This is a genomic window from Wolbachia endosymbiont (group A) of Cephus spinipes, assembly GCF_964026895.1.
GTDB classification, from domain to species: Bacteria; Pseudomonadota; Alphaproteobacteria; order Rickettsiales; family Anaplasmataceae; genus Wolbachia; species Wolbachia pipientis.
Genome location: NZ_OZ034713.1, coordinates 1,058,798 through 1,080,940, shown reverse-complemented (window position 1 = coordinate 1,080,940; position 22,143 = coordinate 1,058,798). Strand labels below are relative to the sequence as shown.

Sequence of the window (22,143 nt, the reverse complement as noted above, 5' to 3'; positions counted from 1 at the left end):
TTGCAGTATATAGATACTGTATGTCTTTACAAAACTTCATCTACATCTAGATTTTTATCTAAATAAGCTGAACGCGCTTATAAAGCGTTACAAGACATCAAAAAATGCCAATACTCGACAGAGATAGTAAAAGACTAGCTAACTCGGGGATTCTTTGTCTTTTTTTCTGCTTAGTAAATTTCTTAAACATTTGCAGCGTAAGTTAGTTGCAATTAAAAGCGGCTGAATCTCGCTTGTCAAGCGTTTAAAACATAAAAAACGCCAATATTTTAAAGCGGATAATAACCCCAGGGTTTCTTTTGCCTTTTTTTTCATTTGGTAAATTTCTTAATGTTTATGGCTAAACGACAACCGTCATCCCGCTACGTGTTAGCGGGATCTATGCTTTGAGATACCGCGAATGAATCGCGGTATGACGGTGTAGATGATGGTTAAGTAATTCGTCATCCCGCTGCTTGTTAGCGGGATCTCTTGTTAGCGCCGCGGCGGTATGACGTAGGATTGTTGTCATTCCGCTACTTGTTAGCGGCTGAGATACCGCGGCGGTATGACGGTTCGCGGCGGCATAGTAATTCATCATCCCGCTGCTTGTTAGCGGGATCTAGAGATACCGCGACGTCTCACCTATAGCCTTCAGTGCTCCTTTTTTTGTCATCCCAGCGTCACGCGTTGGTTTCAACATTATATCATGAACTTTCTAAAATTCATTGAACTGTGCTTTCAAACGGTAGTGCCGGGGTGTGAGTATAACGATTATCAGTATATAAAAGTCATAGCAGATAGGCTGGAAGCAGCGAGCGCTGGTGAAGTGAAACGAATAATATTCAATATGCCTCCGCGCTCGATGAAGTCCATGTGCATAAGCGTTGCGTGGCCCGCATGGATACTGGGAAACCAACCAACTGCGAGAATAATAGTTGCAAGTTATTCTCAGCGGCTCAGCGAAAAGCACTCGCTCGACACCAGGTGCGTGATGCAGTCTAGTTGGTATAGAGCGCTATTTCCAGAGATAGAACTATCCAAAGACCAGAATACCAAATATAAATTTCAAACAGTGCAGAGAGGATACAGAATCGCAACATCAGTTGGTGGAACACTAACTGGTGAAGGTGGTGATTTTATCATTGTGGACGATCCGCTCAGTTCTGCTCAAGCTTTGAGTGAAACGCTTAGAAAGCGTGCCATAAACTGGTTTGATCAGACTTTAGTAACCAGGCTGAACGATAGAAAAAAAGGAGTCATCGTTCTTGTAATGCACAGGCTACACCAGGAGGACTTAACTGGACACCTTCTCTCCAAGCCAAAAAACATATGGCATCATATTTGTTTGCCAATGATTTCTGAAAATAAGCAGGTTATTTATTCAATCAAAAAGCCAATGCCTCCCGTTCCTGTCATCCGAGTAGCTCAGCACTGTGCGACCAGGCGATTATATAATAAACCAGCGTCACCTGTAAGGATATTATATTCAAGAGAAGAAAGTCAGTTGCTATATCCCCTAGATGGAGGAAAAGAAGAAATTGAGATGATAAAGGTTGAACTTGGGAGTTACGCTTTTGCTGCTCAATATCAACAAAACCCTCTGCCGCTTTCAAGTGGTATAATTAAACCAGAGTGGTTGAAACGCTATAAAAAATTTCCTGATAATCTCTCGCATATAACACAAAGTTGGGATACTGCGGTTTCAACAAGCGACATGAGCAACTTTAGTGTCTGCACCACCTGGGCAAAAATAGATAATAAATTCTATTTACTTGATGTATATCGCGCAAAGCTTGAGTATCCAAAGCTTAAAGAACAAGTTTTATCACTAGCTGCAAGATGGTCACCACACGCGATTTTGATCGAAGCCAAAACAAGTGGTCAGCAATTAGCACAAGAGCTGAAGGCAAACAGTCATTTGCCCATTATCGAAATAGTGCCACATGATGGTAAGCTCGCTCGATTCCACCGGATTGCTCCGATGATAGAGTCTGGCAGGATTATTTTGCCGCATCAAGCAGTATGGCTAAATGATTTTGAGTATGAAATTTTAATGTTTCCAGAAACGCGCCACGATGATCAAGTAGATAGTACCGTGCAATATCTCCAGTGGGTGAGAAACAGTACCTCCAGGGTTGCAGCTATACGAGCATTGTGATTTGAGTCTACCAGTACTGGGATGACAGCTAGGAGACAACCGTCATCCCGCTGCTTGTTAGCGGGATCTAGAGATACCGCGAATGAATCGCGGTATGACGGTTCGTGGTGGTATGACAGTTCGTGGCGGTATGACGGTTCGCGGCAGCATGACGATAAGCTCGTCATCCCGCTACGTGTTAGCGGGATCTATGCTAAAAGATACCACGGCGGTATGACGTAGAACTGCTGCTTGTTAGCGGCTGAGATACCGCGAATGAATCGCGGTATGACGGTTCGCGGCGGCATGACAATAAGCTCGTCATTCCGCTACTCGTTAGCGGAATCTATGCTGAGATATCGCGGCGGTATGACGTAGGGAAACCTTTCTTGGGTTAGCTATATCAATAGCATTGCTTTAAAAAGAGTGCCCATATTTTCAGTCAACCTTAGGAATTCACTAAAGATCCTATTCTTTTGTTCATCACTTGCGCTTTTCATTAAAGCCTGGGTTCTTTCTTTTATGCCAAAAAGATATAAAAATTCCCTTTGAGTTAAAATCTCACAATCTACATGCTTTAATGAATCTCTTAACGCTTGAAAGTTCACAAGTGCGGTAATATCACTATTACCAACATTCTCAAGAAAATTAGCATACTTATGTTGTTTTATCGATTGCAAAGTGCTCTTATATGCGGGGTATACATAACCGTAATCTACAATCAAAGCAGCTCCTTTATTATTATATATCTTCTTCTCAAGTTTTTTTAATATTTCAACCCCAACTGAACATATTTCCACCACTGCACCATTAAAGAATTTTCCATTTGTCATCTGAGTAGCTGACACTGGAATCCATGATTCTTTTTTTCTGGATTCCAGTGTCACGCACTGGCATGACACCAAGAGACTGCCATCATCTTGTTTTGTCACCATATTTTCATACCACTGCCCATCGCGGTAAACAAACTGATCTACCGGAAGAGCGTCAAAGAACTCATTTGCTAAAAAAATGGTTGGTTGTTCTGGTAGGTTGTCAATATTTTTGTGCCAATTAACATCTAAGCTTTTTAATTTTTCCTTTTGTATCTTCCGTAAAGTAGGGCTTATTTCAACTAAGTGGATCAACATTGAATTAAAAAAGCTGCTGTATTTTTTAGTGACTCTTATTATATCGTGAATGAGTGTTCCTTTGCCTGGCCCAAGTTCAACTAGAGAAAATTTTGATGGCTTTCCTAATTTTTCCCATGTATGCATTATCCAAACTGCAATTACTTCACCAAATAATTGGCTGATCTCAGGTGCGGTAGTAAAATCACCATCCTTACCAAGCGGTAATTTACTTGTATAATAGCCGTATTTTTCATGGTACAAAACGGCATTCATGAAATCACTGATGGATATTGATCCTTGACTTTTGTCAATTAATTCGTGTATATAAGTGAGCATGTTATTAATAAATGTTTAACTATAGCGTGCCATAATATAAAATAGTAGAGTATTTATATATATAGTATACACTTAAGTTTGTGAGTAATAGTGCTTCAGTTATGGACGACAAAAACACCGATTATGTTGTCCTTATAGCTCAAGATGATAGTATTGAATACAAATTTGAAGAAGCTGTCAATTTTATAGAAAACAAGGTTATAAATGCTGATGGGCTAACTTTAGCGGAAGTGTTTCAAGTGCTAGTTCAAATGCTAGATGGTGATCTAGCATTGGTAAAAAAAGTACTAGCATATGCTAATATTATGGCAAAGCATGGAATGAAGGTAGCAAAAGAGTCGCAATTAAGCAGAGCTGATGTTCGCCGAGCTTTGGAAGGTAGAGAAAGTGTTGTCAATAGACAAGATTTTATAAAGAAACCACCTCTTCCACCTGCTATAAAATCGACCAAAAAGAAAAGTAGAGGTCTTTAGATGGCTGAATCTATAAAAAAATTTACTGTACAATGTGACTTCAAAGGACAAAGTTCACCTTTTGCAATATACATAGGAAATCCAAAAAGTGATGCTCATCCAATTCATCATCAAGATTCCTGGCTTGTAAAAGAACGTGGAGGGAATATTCCTAATAAAGTAAAAGAAAGTCTACAAAAATTATATAAACTATCTCAAGAAAATGGAGTCTCTTTCTCAGAGTTATGCGCGTATGCCATTACTGTGGTTAGTAATAATGATAAAAAAAGTGACGACAAGGAGTAAGATAGTTTAATCCCTCAATATTTCATTTATAGAGATTTTCGATCTCGTCTTTTCATCCACTTTTTTTACTATGACTGCACAATAGGTTGAAATATTATTTTTAGATGGAATAGACCCTGGTACCACTACAGAATAAGGTGGCACTTCGCCGTAAAATACCTTGCTAGTTTCTCTATCAATAATCTTTGTTGATGCCCCAATAAACACACCTATGCCAAGGACTGATCCTTCTCTCACTACCACACCCTCGGCCACTTCGCTACGTGCTCCAATAAAGCAATTATCTTCTATAATGACAGGTGAAGCTTGAATAGGCTCAAGAACTCCACCTATTCCCACTCCACCGGAAATATGACAGTTTTTTCCTATTTGCGCACAGCTACCAATCGTTGACCAGGTATCTATCATTGTTCCTGAATCAACATATGCACCAACGTTGATAAAACTTGGCATTAGAACAACATTTGTACCTATATAAGCAGATCGGCGAACAAAACACCCAGGAACTGCTCTAATTTTTAACTGGCGAAATTTCTCCTCATTCCATTCACTAAATTTGTTACCGATCTTGTCAAACCAGCAATTAGTATTATCTATTATTTTATTTTCTTCGGTGAGAAAATGTAATAATATTGCCTGCTTTATCCACTTATGTACTACCCATTCTCCACTTGATAGCTTTTCTGCTACTCTAATTTTGCCACTATCAAGGAGCTCAATTACCTCTTTAATTGCTATTCTTGCTGTTTTCTTTAGATTACAGTCATTAAATTTTTCTCTATTTTTCCAAATATCTTCTATCTCACTCTGTGTTTTTTTTAGTTGCAAACCTTCCATTTGTTATATATATATTGATATTAAATTTGTAGCTCGTATCATTTGGGCTTGTTACTACTTATATGTAAGTGCTATGAAAATACAATGTAATAGTTGTACTAAAACTTACTTAGTATCTCCTAAGCAAATAGGTGCATCTGGAAGAAAGGTAAAATGTACGAACTGCAATCACATATGGCATGAATATCTAGAAGAAGTGTCAAACAAATCGCACTCTGCTAATATACAGGAAAAAAAAGTTAGTGGAAGGAATTTTTTACAAAATCTAGCATTTACCACTCTAGCTTTTGCAACAGCTACAGGGTTATGCGTCGTAATTGCTAATGGCATCTTTCCTAGAGAGATGAACAAAGCATACAAAACGATCAGTTTATACAAGGATTCAATAAGCTATAAATTAGGGTACAAAAAAGAACAAACAGAAAGTCCAAATGTAAAAAAACTTGCTGTAAATAAGTTTTATCAAGACTACCTTTTTTTATCTAATTTAAGATCTAGTTAAATAGGCATACCGATATCGGTATCCAGCTTCTCTAGCTACTTAGATGGTGTTTAGGGTGACAGAGTTTAAAAATAAGTTATTTTTTAGTAAAAAAGGCAGCTCATGAGTATTAAAATTGCACCTTCTATACTTTCAGCAGACTTTGCAAAATTAGGAGAAGAAGTAAGAAAAATTAGCGATTTAGGTGTAGATTACATACACATAGACGTTATGGATGGGAATTTCGTTCCAAATATTACAATTGGTCCTAGCGTTGTCTCTGCAATACGTAAATATAGCAATCTTCCTTTTGATGTGCATTTAATGGTCAAATCTCCTGGTAACCACATTGAAAGCTTTATAAATGCTGGTGCTGATATTATCACTGTACATGCAGAAGCAGAGATACACCTTGAGAGGTTGATAAGAAAGATAAAGTCATACAAAAATGTAAACGATGCAAAAAAACCGATTCAAGCTGGAGTCTCAATTGTTCCTTCAACTTCCCCAAGTGTGCTTGAATATATAATACATGAGCTAGATATTGTGCTGATTATGACAGTCAACCCTGGCTTTGGAGGGCAGGAATTTATTCATTCACAGTTGAACAAGATATCTACTATAAAAAAAATGATACAGGAGCGTAATCTTAAAACACAAATTTCAGTAGATGGTGGAATTAACTTTTCTAACGCAGCTGATATAATAAAAGCAGGTGCAGATATTTTAGTTGCGGGATCGGCGATATTCAAGGCTGAAGACATTAAGAAAGCCGTAAACGATCTTAAAAATCCATCGTTGTGACCCTATATAGCTAAAGTGGCTTAGGTTTACCTACAATTTGAAAAACAACAAATTCGTCATTCCGCTACTCGTTAGCGGAATCTATGCTGAGATACCGCGGCGGTATGACGTAGAAAAACCTTTCTTGGGTTGTATCCGTTCAGCTAAGCGGTGTGAGAGATGATAGATAAGAGGTTTTGGAAAGCCCATTTGTTTCCATGTCAAGTATAATGAAATTATCCGTTCAAGTTCCCCACTTCGATTGGGTAAAATATGAATTTTTGCGATAAACGAATAATGCCGTATTTGCCGTTCAGCATGGTTATTTGTCAGCGGAATGTTTTCTGGGTCATCTAAAAAATTCCACATTATTCTTTCAGATTTCAAAATATTTTTTGCAACTCGAGAAGCTCCAATTGCTTCAGGTAAACGGCTTCAAGTAATACCTTGTACGTTTTCGCAATTTTCTGGCACGTCTGGTAAATCTAAAAACATCTATCTCATTTTTTAGCAAGGCCTTTTTTAGTGCAAATAATTCAGTGGCTACGTTTCTTAAGTAACAGCCCAGAACTTTAACTTCAACTATGTGCTAATCTTTCAAAATCTCTTGATAAATGTGCCCAACAGATTTGCCTGTTCTTATCGGCAAAGTAGTTGTATGCTGCGTACCTGTCGTAAGCTATTGCGATTGCAGAACTTACTATTTTGTAAAACCTTCATTCCTCTTGACTCTGTCAATTTTATAAAACTTGCTGTATTACTGGCAAACATCCAGCACCAACCAAGTTTACCTTTGTTATAATGGCTCGTTTCATCGATATGCAGAACTTCACTTTTACTTACTTCTTGCTCGATTTGCTCATATGCTTCTTGGCATTTTTCTGCAACTCTAGCCTCGCTATTTGACACGCTACCAACACTGATGTCCAGGTTGAAAATATTTTTTATAATATTTGCTACTTCTCTTTTCGAGTTCTTGTAAAATCCGCTCAGCGCCGCAATTGTTGACTTAACTTTTGGACCAAATGTATCCGCAGTAACACCTTCTGGTAGCCTGCTACTTTTTCTTTTTCCACACTTGCAACAGCGGCCATTGGTATTCCACAACATAAGCTGGCAAATCAACTTTTTGATGAATGTATGGCTCTTTCGATATCGCAATTTCTCCTCCGCACTCGCAAGAACTCTATTTTCACCACTTCATCTGCTTCCATTTTAGGGCGATACTTTCCTTCATGCCCAATCTGTGCCCCTATTTTCCTGTCACTTTTTTTCTTTTTCTTCTTTAGCTTGTATAACTCTTTTGAGCTCGGTATCGATGAATTTTGTGAATTCAGACCTAGTCTTTCTTTCAATTCAGCATTTTCGATTCTTAGCGCCTTATTCTCAGATCTAAAATTTTCGTTTTCTATCTCTAACCTCTTTATCTCTGCTTTTAGTTGCTCTATCTCTATTTTAAAGCTTTCACAGAGCTTGAGAAGACTAGCTAGTAGATCAGACATATTTACCACACATACTACTTGTGATATTATGTTTTTAGCACTCCTTGTCTACTTTTTATTTTACCGCTCCGCTGAACGGATACCTTTTTTTTACTGTTTGAGTATGTAAGGATTATGACGACCTATCCCAAACCTCAACTATATCCTCACTAAACTCTATTATCTTTGTTTTTTTAAACTGATAACAGTTGTTAATGAATTGAATCCCTAAATCTCCTACAAAAGGAGTGGCATCATTGCCTAAAATTTTACCACTGCGGCATATTATCAACCTGTCGATTAAATTACACTTTAATAGTTCTGTGATTAACACTCCTCCACCTTCAACTAATAATCTTGTTATACCAATTTCTGAAACAAGTTTTAATGCCATGTCCTTTAGGCAAACCTTACCTGCGTTGCTTGAATTAACTACTAAGTAGTTAATGTTTTTTATTTTTTTCTCTACTTCTTTATTTGTGATGACCCAAGTTATTACTTTGTCTGCAGTCTTTGCAATGTTATGCTCTTCCTTTAATCTCCCTTGGCTATCTATAATTAGCCTTATTGGCGATCTACTTCCAAGTCCTGGTAATCTGCAAGTTAAGAGTGGATCATCATTAATAAGAGTATTGCTGCCAATCATAATTGCATCATATTTTGCTCTAAGCTCATGCACCCAATTTCTCGTATTTTCACTTGTTATCCATTTGCTATCGCCTGTAAATGTTGCGATTTTTCCGTCAAGAGTTGTTGCGACTTTGCAAGCTATAAATGGTCTATGTAATTCTTTAGTGGTGAAAAAACCGACATTCAGTTCTTTTGCCTCTTTTTGCATAATACCTTGCTCAACTTCAATTCCTGCTTCTTTCAGAGCTTTCATGCCTCTGCCTGAAACTCTACTATCTGGGTCAATAGTTGCAATTACTACTCTTTTTATGCTAGCTTTTATGATTTTTGCAGTGCAAGGCCCCGTGACTCCGTGATGACAACATGGCTCAAGAGTGATATATATAGTTGCGCCATGAGTTGAATCTTTAGCGTTTTGCAAAGCGACTACCTCCGCATGCGGACGCCCACCAATCCCTGTGTATCCCTCACTAACAATTGTACCATCCTTTACAATAACACACCCGACAGCAGGATTTGGTGCAACATTTCCAAGATTTTTTTCTGCAAGCCTTAATGCAATTGACATGAAATGATCATCAGTCATTAGAAAGAAGTCATTTCGTATGAGGTATCAAAAATTCTTCTGTGCTCGTGTATAGCAAATCTATCTGTCATACCTGAGATATAGTCACATATTATTACTGAACGCTGAGATTCACAAGCGAGTTTGCTCCACTCTGTGGGAAGTAATCCTGGGTTTTCATAAAAACATTGAAAGAGTTCCTGTATTATGCGTTTTGCTTTGTTCATCGTTCTACTCAGTTTATAGCTTCTGTATATTTTCTCCATGTTGAATCTTTTCATTTCTTTTGTAGCATTCGCAACTTCTGGTGAAAATGTGACTAGCATTTTATTTAGACTTCTTACGTCTTCTACGCTTTTTATTTTGTGATCTTCAATATTTCTTTCAGTCTGAGAAACAACATCACTTATCATAGTTCCTATAGTTCCACTCAGTGATTCATGTATGAGTTTGCTCTGAGGCAATTCTGAATATCTGCTCCTTATGTCTTTAAACATTTTTTCAATTAAAGGAACATTCAGCAAATCTTCGATGGTTACTAAATTCGCCCTGAGTGCATCATCAAGATCGTGAACACTGTAAGCAATATCATCGGCAATTGAAGCAACTTGCGCTTCAATGCTTGAAAATTCTTCAAGTTTTAGATCATATTTTTTGTTGTATTCTAATAACAGCTGATTACTTGTAGAAGACTCCGCGTTTTGACCAAGCAAGGGACCGTTATGTTTTGCAACTCCTTCAATCACCTCCCAACTTAGATTCATACCATCAAAATCAGCATGTTTTTGTTCAAGATAAGTTAAAATCCTTATAGCTTGAACATTATGATCAAACTCATACTTCTCATTATCAAGATTCAAATCTTGAACTGATTTCTTTAGAGCATCTTCACCTGCATGACCAAATGGAGGATGACCAAGATCATGTGCGAGCGCTATGCATTCAGTGATATCCTCATTTAAGCCAAGTCTACGCGCAATGGACCTTGCAATTTGTGCAACTTCAAGGCTATGAGTAAGCCGAGTGCGATAGTAGTCGTGCTCATAATTGATAAAAACTTGTGTTTTGTACTCCAACTTTCTAAACGCATTAGAGTGAATGATACGGTCCCTATCACGCTGAAAGCAGCTGCGATTCTCATCTTCTGGCTCTTTGAAGTATCTCCCTTTTGTTTTGCTTGGAAAACATGCATAATTTAATAGAAAATTATTGTTTGACATGTAAAATTTCTACTATAATAAGTTATCAATAATAAACGGTGGTTACTATGTCAACAAATTACAACATCAACTTAACTGATAATGCACTAAAAAAAATCCACTCTCTTGCAGAGCAGGAAGGGGATAAGAGTTCCATTTTACGGGTTGCAGTTTCAGGTGGTGGATGTTCTGGCTTCAAATACAATTTTCTTATGGATCAAATGAATAAAAATCTATCTTTGGATGATGAAGACGATGATTACGATGATGAGTTTGATGACGAAGACGAAGATGATGACTATGAAGAAAGTGAGGACTATAGAAGCCACTCCAGTTTTAGCAAAAAAGGTAAAGATATAGTAATTAATGATGAAAATGGAAACCCTGTATTAATGGTTGATAATTGTTCAGCAAAATTTTTAAATAACTCAGTTATAGATTATACTGAGGATCTCAGTGGTTCTGGTTTTCAAATAAAGAATGCCTTTGCTAAGTCTCAATGTGGTTGTGGTAACAGTTTTTCGGTTTAATTATTACTAAAACTTAGATGCCTTCTGGATCTTTTAAACATGGGTGGTAATGTAGCACTAGAACTAACTTCTGTAGATAAAAGCTTCAAGGACAATTCTGCTGTTGTAAAGGATATCAATTTAAGTGTTACAAGAGGGCAAGTAGTAGCGCTGATTGGCAATTCAGGTGCAGGGAAAACAACTATATTGCAAATCGCAGGCTTGTTGGACAAGCCAACTTCAGGTATAGTTACGATAGATGGAATAAATTGCACACAAGCCAGTAATAAGCATAAAACTCATGTAAGAAGAAATTTTCTTAGTTTTGTTTATCAATTTCACTATTTGTTACAAGAGTTATCGGTGTTGGAAAATATTATGCTTCCTCAACTCATTGCAGGAAAAAGCAAAGCTGAAGCAAAAAAAAATTCGCAAGCAATGTTGGAAAAATTTGGTCTGGAAAACAAAGCAAGTAGCATGGTATCTGAAGTTTCGGGTGGGGAAAGGCAGAGAGTTGCAATTGCAAGAAGCATTGTAAATTCTCCAAAGCTTTTACTTGCAGATGAGCCAACAGGAAATTTAGATCCAACAAATTCTTTTAAGGTGTTTTTACTGCTACATTCATACGTAAAGGAAAATAACAGCTCTATGCTTATAGTAACACACAATCATCTCCTTGCAGAAAAGGCAGACTGCATTTTCCAATTGAGAGATCGATCATTAGTGAAGTTGTGAATAGGAAAAATAGCACAATTTCTATGCCTTATACTTATCTAACCAATGATCATTAACAGAGTACAACTCGCATGAAATGCTTTCATTGCTTTTTATACACGGACTTTTTAACTTGCGCTGTTTACTTAGGGAACACCCCGATAACATAAACACAGCTAAAACAAAAAATAATAGCTTTTTAAACATAACAAAACCTTTTCATTTATATTACTACACTCATTTCTCTTGTTTGTAAAGATTAGGCATATTCTTTTACCCTTACCTCTTTTTTGACCTTTTGAAAAGAAATAGTTGCACTATTCAAGCGCAGTTTTATATAATTGTCCACGATTTGAGTCACTTCCTCTTCTTTATCCTTTAGAAAGTGATTAGTATCATCTATTATATGGTATTTCATGTGATCACTTCTTACTGAATTTATCAACCTTTTTGCTAATTCTGTTACATCGCTTTCTTCTGAGATTGTATCATTACTGCTTTGTATTATAAGCCCAGAAACTGGACAGGGAGAAAGAAAAGAAAAATCGTACTTAGTTACCGGAAGAGAAAGACCAATAAAACCCACTATCTCAGGGCGGCGCATTGTTAGCTGCATAGCCACCCATGCTCCAAAAGAAAAACCAGCGATCCAAATTGGAACATTGCTAGGATTATGTTCCTGAAGCCAATCAATGGCTACCGCAGCGTCAGTTAATTCTCCTATACCCTTATCAAAAGTTCCGGTAGATTTTCCCACACCACGAAAGTTAATCTTCAATGCAGAAAAATTGTTATCGATAAAAGACGTATATGTACTATGTACAATTTTACTATCCATATTACCACCATATTGAGGATGATGATGTAAAACCAGCACAACCGGCGCGTTGGCATCTTTGCTTTGGTGGTATTCACCTTCTATCTTTCTTGTTGCATTATTCAAAAAAACTTCAACCATGGTAACCCCTAATAAGAACCCGCTTGACAGGTATTAATGACGTGAGTTATTAATTATGTATTAATTTCGCTGTTTTTGCAATAAATTTTTTATCGTGTTAAAGCTAACGTACATAGTTATGGCTATAGTTGATGGTAAACTTATTTAAGTGACAGATGAGTCCATTCTCTTTAGAAAATAGTGGTTGCGTATATGCTGATTACAATGCAACTGCTCCAATTAGTGAAAATGTAAAAAAAAGTATATTTGAGGTCTTGTTAAAACAAACGCTCAATCCATCATCACTACATAAAAGAGGACAAGAAGCGAGGAAGATTCTTCAGGATGCAAGAGATAACGTACGTGGTGCTATTGGCGTCTCAAGTGATAAAGAAATAGTTTTCACGTCTGGTGCAACCGAAGCGAATAACCTTGTTATGAGAGGAATAGCAGGCTACCTGCATGTAATTTCAGCTATAGAGCATCCTTCAATTCTTAATTCTGCATGTAATCCATACATAATACCCGTTAATCAGGAGGGCATTGTTGACTTTTTAGAGCTAGAAAAAATTCTAAGCGAACTTAAAGGAAACAAAGCAATAGTTTCAGTTATGATGGCAAATAACGAAACCGGAGTTATTCAACCTATTGAGGAAATAGCTGAAATAGCCCACAAATTTGGAGCAATTTGCCACACTGACACTGCTCAAAGTGTTGGGAAAATTAAAGTTAATATGGAAGATTTAGGAGTGGATTTACTCACTTTATCCGCCCATAAATTTGGCGGTGTAGCAGGCAGTGGAGTTTTAATATTCAATAAAGAACTTGCGATAGAACCTATTATAATAGGTGGTGGACAAGAGAAGGGATTTCGTGGTGGTACGGAAAATATTGTTGCGATTGCAGGCCTTTCTGCTGCACTGCAAAATATTCCAGATCTTCTATCAAAAATGGATGAAGTAAAGGAGCTACGCGATCAATTAGAGTGTGAATTATTAAATCTTGTCAGTGACATAAGAATCTTCGGTAAAAACTCTAAGAGGCTGCCAAACACAAGTTTTATTTATATGCCAGGAGTAAAGAGTGATGTGCAGCTCATGCATTTTGACTTGAATTATATTGCAGTTAGTAATGGCTCCGCATGTTCTTCTGGAAAAGTTGAGCCTTCCCATGTTTTGCTTGCAATGGGGGCAACAAAAGAGCAAACAGAGTGTTCAATTAGAATCAGTATAGGTCCAGAAACTAAACCACAAGACATAAAAAAAATAGTGGATTGTTGGTATAATATCTACAAGCAGAACTCCTTGGTATAGATAATACGTGATATCATGCAGGGAGCTATAAATTAGATGTAAAAAATTCCTTTACAAGTTTCGCCAGCCCCCTTATCATAACAGTGAAGCTATTTATTTATCTTCGCAATCTGTGCAGGTTAATGACAAAAAACTTAGGGTATTTGGCGTCTCATGTTTAATTTTTCGCACTACGTGCATCGCATGTCTTTAAAAATTTTTAGGTTTTTACCTATATAAGCCGAAACGCGCTTACAAAGCGTTTAAGACAGCAAAAAACGTCAAATTGACAAGGGAGAATTTGAATGCTAGCTACTACGGGGTTTCTTTGCCTTTTTTCCTGCTTAGTAAATTTCTTAAACACTTGCGGTGTAGGTTAGTTGCAAGTTAAAAGCAGCTAAATCGCTCTTAATCAAGCGTTTTAGAATAAAAAAAACGCCGATATTTTAGTACATAGTAAATAGCCAACCACCACGGGGCTTCTTTTGCCTTTTTTTTATTTAGTAAATTTCTTAAATATTTATGGCTAAAGCAATTTAAGAGACCGAAAATGGTGTCATTTCAGTGCCCCTGTAATGTCATCCCAGTGCCCTGACTACTTGGATCTAGCAAGCTTTGCTTGCAAATAAGTCTAATACGTGTCGCGTTTTATGCCAAAACACAATTGGAGTTACATGCAAAATAGATCCCAGACTGGGATGACAAAAAAAGAGCACTGGAATGACACCATTTGCTGTGCAATTTACCTTCAAAAATGAATGTTCGTACAGCTATGGATTCATTCACGGTATCTCACCATAGATCCCGCTGACAAGCAGCGGTATGACGGTTATCAGTAAACATGAATTACTTTAGCTATGCAATCAGGCTTCCTAAAAACACTTTGTAGCCAATCAATTCTTGAGTATAAAAAGAATTCCTTTAATAATGAGGTATGCTAATCAGGAATTTAATAAAACAAGCAACTCAAGTAGGAAGCAGTGAAAATGCAATACGGTATGTCGAATATCTCTATCAATTTGAGAAGTTTAGAAACACATTAAACCTCACTTTATCACTAATAAAGCAAAACAGGCTCTCATTTGAAATATACCAAGAGGGATTAGTGGATATGGAAGAGGGAGTGTGTAAGACAATCAGGTCTTCCAGTGTAAATAGATATGTTATTGTACTGAGGAAGTCAAACCCATACATTATAGTGCATGAACTTTCACACATGGTTGAAAATGAACTGAACTTAAGTTTGGAACAGGAATTTCTCCATAAAGTTTACCAGGATATTGAGCAGAACCTAAAGCAAGCAAATATTCTTGTGCAGAAAATTATCGGCCAAGTTATATTTAAGGAGATACAGGCTTATCAAACTGCAAAATCACGTGCATCTGAATTATTTGCACGCTATTTTGAGCTATTTGCTTGGGCGCAGGAGGTTTACCCTAAAGATAAAGAATACTTAATCCGCACTCAAGACTTAAACAAAGTGTTCCTTGCTACTGGCCAATGGAAAAAGAGCTACCTTGATTCACAAATGATGGAGAGAATAGATAAGGAAATCAAGGAATACAGCAATAAAACTGCCACTAAAGACGTAACCAAAGTGCAAAGCAGTTGGACTAATAAATTTTCTCCTGGGGGCAAAAAAATTAGCTCTATATTTGGAGATGATGATTAGCTTATAGTGCAGGTTTTCCTACGTCATGCCGCCGCGAACCGTCATACCGCGATTCATTCTTTTGGTGTACGAACATTGCAATTTGCAGGTAATTTGAGTAGTAGATGGTGTCATTCCAGTGCTTGACACTGGAATCCAGGAATTTGGATTGGGCACTAAGTTGGTGAGCATAAAAGTGGCTGATCTTATGTTAAAACACAACGTTCTTGATGAGATTACGGCAAGGCTGGATTCCAGTGTCAAGCACTGGAATGACACCATTTGCTGTGCAGTTTACCTTTAAGAATGAATGTTCGTACAGTTGTGCGCGGTATCTCATCAGCTAACACGTAGCGGAATGACGGTTGTCGGTAAATCTTTTAGCTATAGAAGTTAACTTTGCAGTTAACTTCTACAGCGTTTCAAAGTATAGTTTTGGTAATACAGTAACTAAATATACATGAAAACCATTTTAGCTGTTGAAACAAGCTGCGACGAAACTGCAGTAGCGATTGTAAATAGTGACAAGCAAGTCCTTGCTCACAAGATTCTTTCTCAAGTAGAACACAAAAAACGCGGTGGGGTGATCCCTGAAATAGCTTCACGTGCTCATATGAAGCATTTAAGTGGTCTAATAAAAAGCGCCGTGGAAAAATCTAACCTTAACTTTTGTGACCTCAATGCAATTGCAGCAACATCAGGACCAGGACTCATAGGTGGATTAATAGTTGGTACAATGATGGCTAAAGCAATTGCGCATGTAGCACAAAAACCGTTCATTGCAGTGAATCACTTAGAAGCGCATGCATTGGTTATTAGGTTACTGCATGAGGTAAAATTTCCATTTTTAGTCCTACTAATATCAGGTGGTCACTGCCAATTTTTAATTGCACAGGATGTAGGTAAATACATTAAACTTGGAGAAACGCTCGATGATTCACTAGGAGAAGCATTTGATAAAGTTGCTAAGATGCTGGGTTTAAGCTACCCAGGAGGCCCATTAATTGAAAAGTTGGCTAAAAAAGGCAATGGCACAAGATTCAAACTGCCAAGGGCAATGATAAAACGTTCTGGATGTAACTTTTCGTTTTCTGGGATTAAAACAGCAGTAAAAAACTTAGTACAAGAACTTAAAATGAGCGAGCAAGATGTGTGTGATGTATGTGCTTCGTTTCAAGAGTGTATTAGTGACATACTGCTGGACAGGGTTAGTAATGCGATTATTATGGCCGAATCTTTAAATATCAAAATCAATGACTTTGTGATTACCGGCGGAGTTGCAGCAAATAATTTCTTGAGAGAAAAATTAAAACAACACATAAACTTAAACATATTTTTTCCCCCTAACGACCTATGTACAGACAATGCAATTATGGTTGGATGGACAGGAATTGAAAGGTTACAGAAAAATTATATAGATCCACTTAATTTTGCACCAAGACCAAAGTGGGAATTGGAAAGTTATTAAAAGCTCTCAATTCTGAATTATAGCTAAAGTGACTTAGGTTCTCTAATTGCACATAAGTCAACAATAATTTTCACACAAATCAAAACAGCATATCTTCTCCATAATCCTTGGTAATTTTACATAAGTTAAAAGTAGCATATGGTTCTCTCCGCGGTCTGAGATGACAATAAATTTGTCAAGCCGCATTATACTTGTTAGGCGGAAGTGGACGGCAACATATTTACCACGAAGTCTAACTAAGTTCTTGCTTGTCCCTTCCATCGGCATTGCTATCTTTATTTTCAATAAAATTATTGTCCTATGCTCTTTTGATGTTTATTGATAATAAAATTCTGTTTTATCAACCAACATCCTATGCATAATTACAGCTAATTTTCTTGCTACTGCTACAATTGCTTTTTTCATTCCTTTTTTCTTCGCAACCCCAGTTTTTTAATTTAAATGTCCTCTTGGTAACTGTAAGCATTGTTTGTGCAGCTTCATATAACATACTTCTACATTCCGCTGGTCCCATCTTTGATATGCTGCCATGCCGATCAACTTCTCCAGAAGAATATTGCCTTGGTGTCAACCCTATATATGCTCCAACTGTATCAGATTTCTCAAACCTATGTGGGTTATCAATTGCAGCTTTATACGTCATTGCTACTATAATCCCCACTCCTGGAACAGTAGTTAACAATTTACAATCATCGTCTTTTTCACCTTGTTCTGAAAGCATTTTGTCAAGCTTTCTTAATGACTTTTCTATTGCTTCCAAACTACAAACTAACGCTTCAATTGAACTCCTACTGATTTCATCCAAATTATTTATTGCCTCTTGTATTCTTAAAGCGAAAGTTTCAAATTTTGATCCTTTACCGACCATGTATCTTCAACAACCCTCTTATTGTTCCAATAACCTGCTGTTTGCTACACATTAGCTGTCTTCTGCTTCCAAGCGCTATTTTAATTTGACAACTGATTTTACTAACACTTCTCATCATCTGCGCTATACCCCTCGCATCGTTTTTATCATTCTTATTGATTCTTGCAGACAACGCTGCTGCCATATGCCTTGCATCTACACAAATTGCTGGTAATCCAAAACTCCTTAACTCTTTGCACATTGATATTGACAACTATCCACTTTCTATTCCTATGGGTTCGTATTTTTTGCCTTGGCTAATCTGCTATTGCCTTACTTTCGCTTGCAACAACTTCTTCCTTAACAACTTTTCCTTTCTCATCAACGATACTTATAAAAGTTTCTTTTAATGAGATCGCTATAATATTTCATGACCTACTGTAAAAGTTTAAATTATTTTTGAAGAACCAATTCATTGAATTTGTTACTTCGTGCTAAAATAATGGAGTATGTCTCTCCATCATTCAATAGCAATTACAGTATGTTTAGCTATAATTTGAAAAACAAAAATTCGTCATTCCGCTACTAGTTAGCGGGATCTAGAGGTACCGCGGCGGCATGACGTAGGATTGCTGTCATCCCGCTGCTTGTTAGTGGCTAAGAGATACTGTGAATAAATCACGGTATGACGGTTAAGTATCCCGCTACGTGTTAGCGGCTGAGATAACGCGAATAAATCGCGGGATGACGTGTTGCTTGGGTCAGCTATAGAAGCAAAACTCATCATTTTGAAAGAGGAGGAGATTTTTCCGGACCCTCAGCAGGGATTGATTTTGGATCTGATAATTCTGTATTTACCTTGATTGGCTCTAATGGAGTTTTCTGCTCTTCCGGTTTATCATCTGGAATTGGAACAGGCCAATCCATAATGTTTTGCGGTATAACTTCTGCTTCTTTAGCTTCTTTTTGACCTGTTGAAGATGATGCATCAACTCCTGCATTTTTAGTAACTTCTTGTTTGAGTTGTTTATTTTCTTCTTGCAGTTGCTTTAAATTTTTCTTTAACTCGTCAATCTCTCTTATTTTTTGTTTTAATTGTTCAGATATAGTTAGTTTGTCTCTAGTCAATTTTTTGTTTTCTTGTCTTAACCCACTAGCTGTTCTGCTTGAGTTGTTGTTTACAGCTTGTATACCTTGGTCTTGCTGCTGCATGCTTGTTCCTCTACTTTCATATTCAACTTCAGTTTGAGTTGCCTGACCTTTTTCCTGCTGTAATATGTTCTGCAGTTGCTCTAGACTCTCTTTGACAGATGCCAGCTCTTCCTGTGTACACGTTAACATCCCTTCCTTTTCCTTAAGTTGATATTGAAGCTTTTCTATTTCCCCCTTCGTATTTTCTTCGCTTAGCTCATCTGCAAGTGATCTTCCAGGTTCAAGTTGTCGAATTTCCCTCTCTAAGTCTTCCTTTTCTCTCTGTAATTCATTTAATTCTTCAGACAATTGGCTCGCCGTTTCAGCCAATGTATTGTTTTCCTTTTTTGTTTCCATTAACTGTTCTGCCAACTGCTTTTTATGATCATCCTTTAAACCTTCCACTATTTTCTTCAGGTCATTCTCCAAATTTGCATTCTTTTCCTTTAGTACAGTTAAATTAGCTTCACTTTGCTTCAATTTTCTCTGTAATTCTTTATTTGCCTCATTTGTTTCACCTTCCTTATCTTTCAACTGATTATTTAAGTTCTTTATTACATCATTTTTATCCTGTAGTTCTTCCTCTTGTTCCTTTATTCTTTGACCTCTTTCAAATATCGCTCGCTGTTGTTCATTGACTTTATCTCTCAAGGAGTCACGTTCTAATCTTAGATCCTCAAGCTGCTTTGCCTGCGCTGCAAAATGTTGAGCAAATGTTTCTTTTCCTTCCTTTAATTCCTCAATTTCGTTTATAATTTCATCTACTTTATCTTTTAATCCTTCTTGCTCATACTCTTCTTCATCACCAGACATATCATCCTCAAATATTTCATCTTCATCACTAAATTCACTGCTGGTGGATATAGAACTTCTACGTGAAGAAGGTGTGCTAGGAGAGGAATACCCACTGCTGCTTGGTGTAGGCAATTGCGATGATAGATCTTGTGTGGGCTCGAGACTGTCCATATCTTGACCTATATCAGTAAAAGCTTGATACAGAGTTTTTCTGTTGATAAAAACTTCTTTATTTTGTCCAACTAACTTTAATACTTCTTCTGAACTCGTTATTCCTCCAAATTTTGGCTCACCAATAACACTCTGTATACCACCAGAATCCAATTTTACGGTCATGCTACAGTCTATGCTGTTACCTTCAGAATCCTTAGCCTGCCAATTAATGGTCATTTCACATGAGCTTGAACCAGTAAAATCATAGTGCCTTTCGCTGCCTTTTTTGGTTGCAGTTATTTGACTATCTTTCCCTAAAGATATGTTATAAACCTTACCTTCACTGCTAGCTCTTAAAATATTGCTAATTTCTATTGGTTTTTCTTCATTTTCAAATCTAATTTTGAAGTCATCATCTTTTGTTGAATACGCTAAGAAATTTTGATTTGGTAAAGATGCTTCAAATTCTCTATGTGTTTCATTTATTGATTGCTCAAATTTTTGGAACTCCTTTTCCCACTTTAAATTTATCTGTCCTGTAATGTCCTCATCTTTGCGTAAAGGGCCAATAAAATACCAGATTAAATTTTTTTCCTCCAATTGTTTTATAGTTTCTTGAAAGCTGCTACAAGATTCAATCACATCTAAAATATCCTTTTTCTGCTGTTCATCTACATCTAAACTTTGACTTTCAGCTATAAATACATTTTCGTTTTCCTGTGGCATAATTTTACATTTTAAAAAATATACTATAATATTAACAGATTTCTTTAAAGAGTCAACTAATTGTTGGATAAATAAACTTGAGCATTTGGCCAAAATGTTATATAGTAGTCACTTCAAGAAGTACAGTATGGACAATACCATTATAAGAAAATACGATATTAGAGGTATAGTAGGCAAAGATTTGCAGATTAATGATGGGTACGAGATAGGTAGAAAGTTTGGCCAAACCGTAGCTAGTGTTTGTGTCGGCTACGACAGCAGAATAGATTCACCAGGTATAGAAAGAGAATTAATTAGGGGCTTAACTTTATCCGGTGCAAATGTTATACGCGTTGGACTATGCTCTTCACCTATGCTTTACGCTGCAACACAAATCACACAGGCGGATCTTGGTATCATAATAACTGCCTCTCATAACCCCAGCGAATATAATGGCTTTAAATTTTTTAGTAATAAAAAAGTCTTCTCAGATCAAGAAATGAAGGAAATTATAAGCAGTCCAATTAAAAACAGCACAAGAATTGGAAGCTTAATTAACATAAATATATATAGTGAGTACATTAGCATATTGAAAAGTGCAGTGAAGAATAATACTACACAGAAATTAAAAATAGCCTGGGATTGTGGAAATAGTCCAGCAAGTGGAATTATAAGGTATATTGAAAAGATCTTGCCTGGTCATACGCACATCGTAACCAATAACTCTATAGATGGGGCATTTCCACTGCATGATCCAGATCCCATAGAGGAAAAAAATCTTGCTCAATTAATTGACATTGTGAAGGAATATGGATGTGATCTTGGCATTGCGCTAGATGGCGATAGCGATAGGGTGCGCTTAATTGATAATAAAGGCAACGTTGTTTCCAATGACCATTTATTTATAATTTTTGCACGTGAAGTGTTGGAGGAATATCCAGAAAGCAAAGTTATTGCTAACGTAAAAATGAGTATGAAAGTGCATGATTTTGTTAGCAAGTTAGGAGGGCAAGTTATCACCTGTGCTACTGGACATTCACTAGTTAAGAAGAAGATGGTAGAGGAAGAGGCAAAGTTTGCTGGTGAATTAAGCGGGCACTTCTTCTTTTCTGAGCTAAGTTTTGATGATGGGCTATATTCTGCTGTTAAAGCAGTTGACATTTTGCTTAAGAAAAACCAAAGCCTATCTCAGGTGATTGAGGATTTACCGAAGTTATATATCACTCATGAAGTGAAGATTGTAGTGAAAGATGAGAAAAAGTTTCAAATAATTGAGTCAATAAAGAAAACACTGGAGCAGCAAAATATTGTATTTTCAGATCTTGATGGTGTTAAGGTAACCGATAATAAAGGTTGGTGGCTTCTTAGGGTATCAAATACGCAAAACTGCATTACAGCAAGATGCGAAGGAGAGACTTTAGAGGGTTTTGAACTTACTAAAAAGGTTTTGTTCCATTACATTGATGAAGCAAGGTCTTTAAATTGTAGCTACTCACAGAAATAAATTTGATTTATAAAATTGACATGAAAGTATAAAGATAAATAGGCTAAATGTACTTATCATCTGGTCAGGCTGCAGC

19 protein-coding genes and 1 pseudogene are annotated in these 22,143 nt (G+C 36.9%); 11 read left to right on the top strand and 9 right to left on the bottom strand.

Translation table 11 applies throughout. From position 1 onward, the window contains the following. Positions 1 to 688 precede the first annotated feature (688 nt). Positions 689 to 2,140, top strand: a complete 1,452-nt coding sequence (gene terL, locus AAGD59_RS05140; RefSeq protein WP_265027851.1) for a phage terminase large subunit — start codon at positions 689 to 691, stop codon at positions 2,138 to 2,140. Between the two features lie 377 nt (positions 2,141 to 2,517). Here the strand turns inward: terL and AAGD59_RS05135 are convergent, their stop codons facing one another. Beyond that, a complete protein-coding gene (locus AAGD59_RS05135) occupies positions 2,518 to 3,567 on the bottom strand; it encodes a class I SAM-dependent methyltransferase (protein ID WP_015589166.1) in 1,050 nt (349 codons plus the stop codon). A 101-nt stretch (positions 3,568 to 3,668) separates the two neighbouring features. On the opposite strand from AAGD59_RS05135, the gene AAGD59_RS05130 reads away from it, so the two are divergent. Both AAGD59_RS05130 and AAGD59_RS05125 read left to right on the top strand, forming a co-directional pair. Then, on the top strand, positions 3,669 to 4,040 hold the full coding sequence (locus tag AAGD59_RS05130) for a hypothetical protein (RefSeq protein WP_041573529.1): 372 nt from the start codon (positions 3,669 to 3,671) through the stop codon (positions 4,038 to 4,040). Further along, positions 4,041 to 4,325, top strand: a complete 285-nt coding sequence (locus AAGD59_RS05125; protein ID WP_010962783.1) for a DUF2610 domain-containing protein — start codon at positions 4,041 to 4,043, stop codon at positions 4,323 to 4,325. Positions 4,326 to 4,331: 6 nt separating this feature from the next. Here the strand turns inward: AAGD59_RS05125 and dapD are convergent, their stop codons facing one another. Beyond that, complete coding sequence (gene dapD, locus AAGD59_RS05120) at positions 4,332 to 5,162, bottom strand: 2,3,4,5-tetrahydropyridine-2,6-dicarboxylate N-succinyltransferase (protein WP_015589164.1); 831 nt, start codon at positions 5,160 to 5,162, stop codon at positions 4,332 to 4,334. A 73-nt stretch (positions 5,163 to 5,235) separates the two neighbouring features. Here dapD and AAGD59_RS05115 point away from each other — a divergent pair, with 73 nt between their 5' ends. Both AAGD59_RS05115 and rpe read left to right on the top strand, forming a co-directional pair. Continuing rightward, positions 5,236 to 5,664 (top strand): zinc-ribbon domain-containing protein, encoded by a 429-nt coding sequence (locus AAGD59_RS05115; protein ID WP_010962781.1) that lies wholly within the window; start codon positions 5,236 to 5,238, stop codon positions 5,662 to 5,664. Positions 5,665 to 5,766: 102 nt separating this feature from the next. Then, complete coding sequence (gene rpe, locus AAGD59_RS05110; RefSeq protein ID WP_015589163.1) at positions 5,767 to 6,447, top strand: ribulose-phosphate 3-epimerase; 681 nt, start codon at positions 5,767 to 5,769, stop codon at positions 6,445 to 6,447. Positions 6,448 to 6,590: 143 nt separating this feature from the next. On the opposite strand, the pseudogene tnpC reads toward rpe, so the two are convergent. The 3 genes and pseudogenes from tnpC to AAGD59_RS05095 form a co-directional block, all read right to left on the bottom strand. After that, positions 6,591 to 7,928: pseudogene (tnpC, locus tag AAGD59_RS05105) on the bottom strand (IS66 family transposase). Between the two features lie 112 nt (positions 7,929 to 8,040). Then, positions 8,041 to 9,123, bottom strand: coding sequence for a bifunctional diaminohydroxyphosphoribosylaminopyrimidine deaminase/5-amino-6-(5-phosphoribosylamino)uracil reductase RibD (ribD, locus tag AAGD59_RS05100; protein WP_015589162.1), 1,083 nt, complete (start codon positions 9,121 to 9,123; stop codon positions 8,041 to 8,043). Continuing rightward, a complete protein-coding gene (locus tag AAGD59_RS05095; RefSeq protein WP_065106726.1) occupies positions 9,123 to 10,322 on the bottom strand; it encodes a deoxyguanosinetriphosphate triphosphohydrolase in 1,200 nt (399 codons plus the stop codon). The genes ribD and AAGD59_RS05095 overlap by 1 nt, the downstream gene beginning before the upstream one ends. Before the next feature lie 47 nt (positions 10,323 to 10,369). On the opposite strand from AAGD59_RS05095, the gene AAGD59_RS05090 reads away from it, so the two are divergent. Then, positions 10,370 to 10,831 (top strand): HesB/IscA family protein, encoded by a 462-nt coding sequence (locus tag AAGD59_RS05090; protein WP_141456915.1) that lies wholly within the window; start codon positions 10,370 to 10,372, stop codon positions 10,829 to 10,831. Between the two features lie 39 nt (positions 10,832 to 10,870). Then, positions 10,871 to 11,545 (top strand): ABC transporter ATP-binding protein, encoded by a 675-nt coding sequence (locus AAGD59_RS05085; protein WP_015589159.1) that lies wholly within the window; start codon positions 10,871 to 10,873, stop codon positions 11,543 to 11,545. A 238-nt stretch (positions 11,546 to 11,783) separates the two neighbouring features. Here the strand turns inward: AAGD59_RS05085 and AAGD59_RS05075 are convergent, their stop codons facing one another. Next, a complete protein-coding gene (locus AAGD59_RS05075) occupies positions 11,784 to 12,482 on the bottom strand; it encodes an alpha/beta hydrolase (protein WP_341812899.1) in 699 nt (232 codons plus the stop codon). Between the two features lie 155 nt (positions 12,483 to 12,637). On the opposite strand from AAGD59_RS05075, the gene AAGD59_RS05070 reads away from it, so the two are divergent. The 3 genes from AAGD59_RS05070 to tsaD all read left to right on the top strand — a co-directional run bounded on the left by AAGD59_RS05070 (position 12,638) and on the right by tsaD (position 16,872). Then, complete coding sequence (locus tag AAGD59_RS05070) at positions 12,638 to 13,774, top strand: cysteine desulfurase family protein (RefSeq protein WP_151808057.1); 1,137 nt, start codon at positions 12,638 to 12,640, stop codon at positions 13,772 to 13,774. Positions 13,775 to 14,687: 913 nt separating this feature from the next. Continuing rightward, positions 14,688 to 15,425, top strand: a complete 738-nt coding sequence (locus AAGD59_RS05065) for a hypothetical protein (protein ID WP_010081987.1) — start codon at positions 14,688 to 14,690, stop codon at positions 15,423 to 15,425. A 439-nt stretch (positions 15,426 to 15,864) separates the two neighbouring features. Next, positions 15,865 to 16,872, top strand: coding sequence for a tRNA (adenosine(37)-N6)-threonylcarbamoyltransferase complex transferase subunit TsaD (gene tsaD / locus AAGD59_RS05060; protein WP_015589155.1), 1,008 nt, complete (start codon positions 15,865 to 15,867; stop codon positions 16,870 to 16,872). Between the two features lie 352 nt (positions 16,873 to 17,224). Here tsaD and AAGD59_RS05055 read toward each other — a convergent pair whose 3' ends face one another. The 3 genes from AAGD59_RS05055 to AAGD59_RS05045 form a co-directional block, all read right to left on the bottom strand. Further along, positions 17,225 to 17,740: an IS110 family transposase gene (locus AAGD59_RS05055; protein ID WP_010081946.1), complete on the bottom strand. Its 516-nt coding sequence runs from the start codon at positions 17,738 to 17,740 to the stop codon at positions 17,225 to 17,227. Beyond that, on the bottom strand, positions 17,730 to 17,993 hold the full coding sequence (locus AAGD59_RS05050; RefSeq protein WP_144054592.1) for an IS110 family transposase: 264 nt from the start codon (positions 17,991 to 17,993) through the stop codon (positions 17,730 to 17,732). Before AAGD59_RS05050 ends, AAGD59_RS05055 begins: the two co-directional genes overlap by 11 nt. Positions 17,994 to 18,502: 509 nt before the next feature. Then, positions 18,503 to 20,584, bottom strand: coding sequence for a hypothetical protein (locus AAGD59_RS05045; protein ID WP_341812898.1), 2,082 nt, complete (start codon positions 20,582 to 20,584; stop codon positions 18,503 to 18,505). Positions 20,585 to 20,711: 127 nt separating this feature from the next. Between AAGD59_RS05045 and AAGD59_RS05040 the strand changes: the two genes are divergently transcribed. After that, complete coding sequence (locus AAGD59_RS05040) at positions 20,712 to 22,067, top strand: phosphomannomutase/phosphoglucomutase (protein WP_227738550.1); 1,356 nt, start codon at positions 20,712 to 20,714, stop codon at positions 22,065 to 22,067. Positions 22,068 to 22,143 lie beyond the last annotated feature (76 nt).

Excerpts from the sequence above, each read along its gene's own strand:
- terL (WP_265027851.1), top strand. The coding sequence starts at position 689 with ATGAACTTTCTAAAATTCATTGAACTGTGCTTTCAAACGGTAGTGCCG.
- AAGD59_RS05135 (WP_015589166.1), bottom strand. The coding sequence starts at position 3,567 with ATGCTCACTTATATACACGAATTAATTGACAAAAGTCAAGGATCAATA.
- AAGD59_RS05130 (WP_041573529.1), top strand. The coding sequence starts at position 3,669 with ATGGACGACAAAAACACCGATTATGTTGTCCTTATAGCTCAAGATGAT.
- AAGD59_RS05125 (WP_010962783.1), top strand. The coding sequence starts at position 4,041 with ATGGCTGAATCTATAAAAAAATTTACTGTACAATGTGACTTCAAAGGA.
- dapD (WP_015589164.1), bottom strand. The coding sequence starts at position 5,162 with ATGGAAGGTTTGCAACTAAAAAAAACACAGAGTGAGATAGAAGATATT.
- AAGD59_RS05115 (WP_010962781.1), top strand. The coding sequence starts at position 5,236 with ATGAAAATACAATGTAATAGTTGTACTAAAACTTACTTAGTATCTCCT.
- rpe (WP_015589163.1), top strand. The coding sequence starts at position 5,767 with ATGAGTATTAAAATTGCACCTTCTATACTTTCAGCAGACTTTGCAAAA.
- ribD (WP_015589162.1), bottom strand. The coding sequence starts at position 9,123 with ATGACTGATGATCATTTCATGTCAATTGCATTAAGGCTTGCAGAAAAA.
- AAGD59_RS05095 (WP_065106726.1), bottom strand. The coding sequence starts at position 10,322 with ATGTCAAACAATAATTTTCTATTAAATTATGCATGTTTTCCAAGCAAA.
- AAGD59_RS05090 (WP_141456915.1), top strand. The coding sequence starts at position 10,370 with ATGTCAACAAATTACAACATCAACTTAACTGATAATGCACTAAAAAAA.
- AAGD59_RS05085 (WP_015589159.1), top strand. The coding sequence starts at position 10,871 with ATGGGTGGTAATGTAGCACTAGAACTAACTTCTGTAGATAAAAGCTTC.
- AAGD59_RS05075 (WP_341812899.1), bottom strand. The coding sequence starts at position 12,482 with ATGGTTGAAGTTTTTTTGAATAATGCAACAAGAAAGATAGAAGGTGAA.
- AAGD59_RS05070 (WP_151808057.1), top strand. The coding sequence starts at position 12,638 with ATGAGTCCATTCTCTTTAGAAAATAGTGGTTGCGTATATGCTGATTAC.
- AAGD59_RS05065 (WP_010081987.1), top strand. The coding sequence starts at position 14,688 with ATGCTAATCAGGAATTTAATAAAACAAGCAACTCAAGTAGGAAGCAGT.
- tsaD (WP_015589155.1), top strand. The coding sequence starts at position 15,865 with ATGAAAACCATTTTAGCTGTTGAAACAAGCTGCGACGAAACTGCAGTA.
- AAGD59_RS05055 (WP_010081946.1), bottom strand. The coding sequence starts at position 17,740 with ATGGTCGGTAAAGGATCAAAATTTGAAACTTTCGCTTTAAGAATACAA.
- AAGD59_RS05045 (WP_341812898.1), bottom strand. The coding sequence starts at position 20,584 with ATGCCACAGGAAAACGAAAATGTATTTATAGCTGAAAGTCAAAGTTTA.
- AAGD59_RS05040 (WP_227738550.1), top strand. The coding sequence starts at position 20,712 with ATGGACAATACCATTATAAGAAAATACGATATTAGAGGTATAGTAGGC.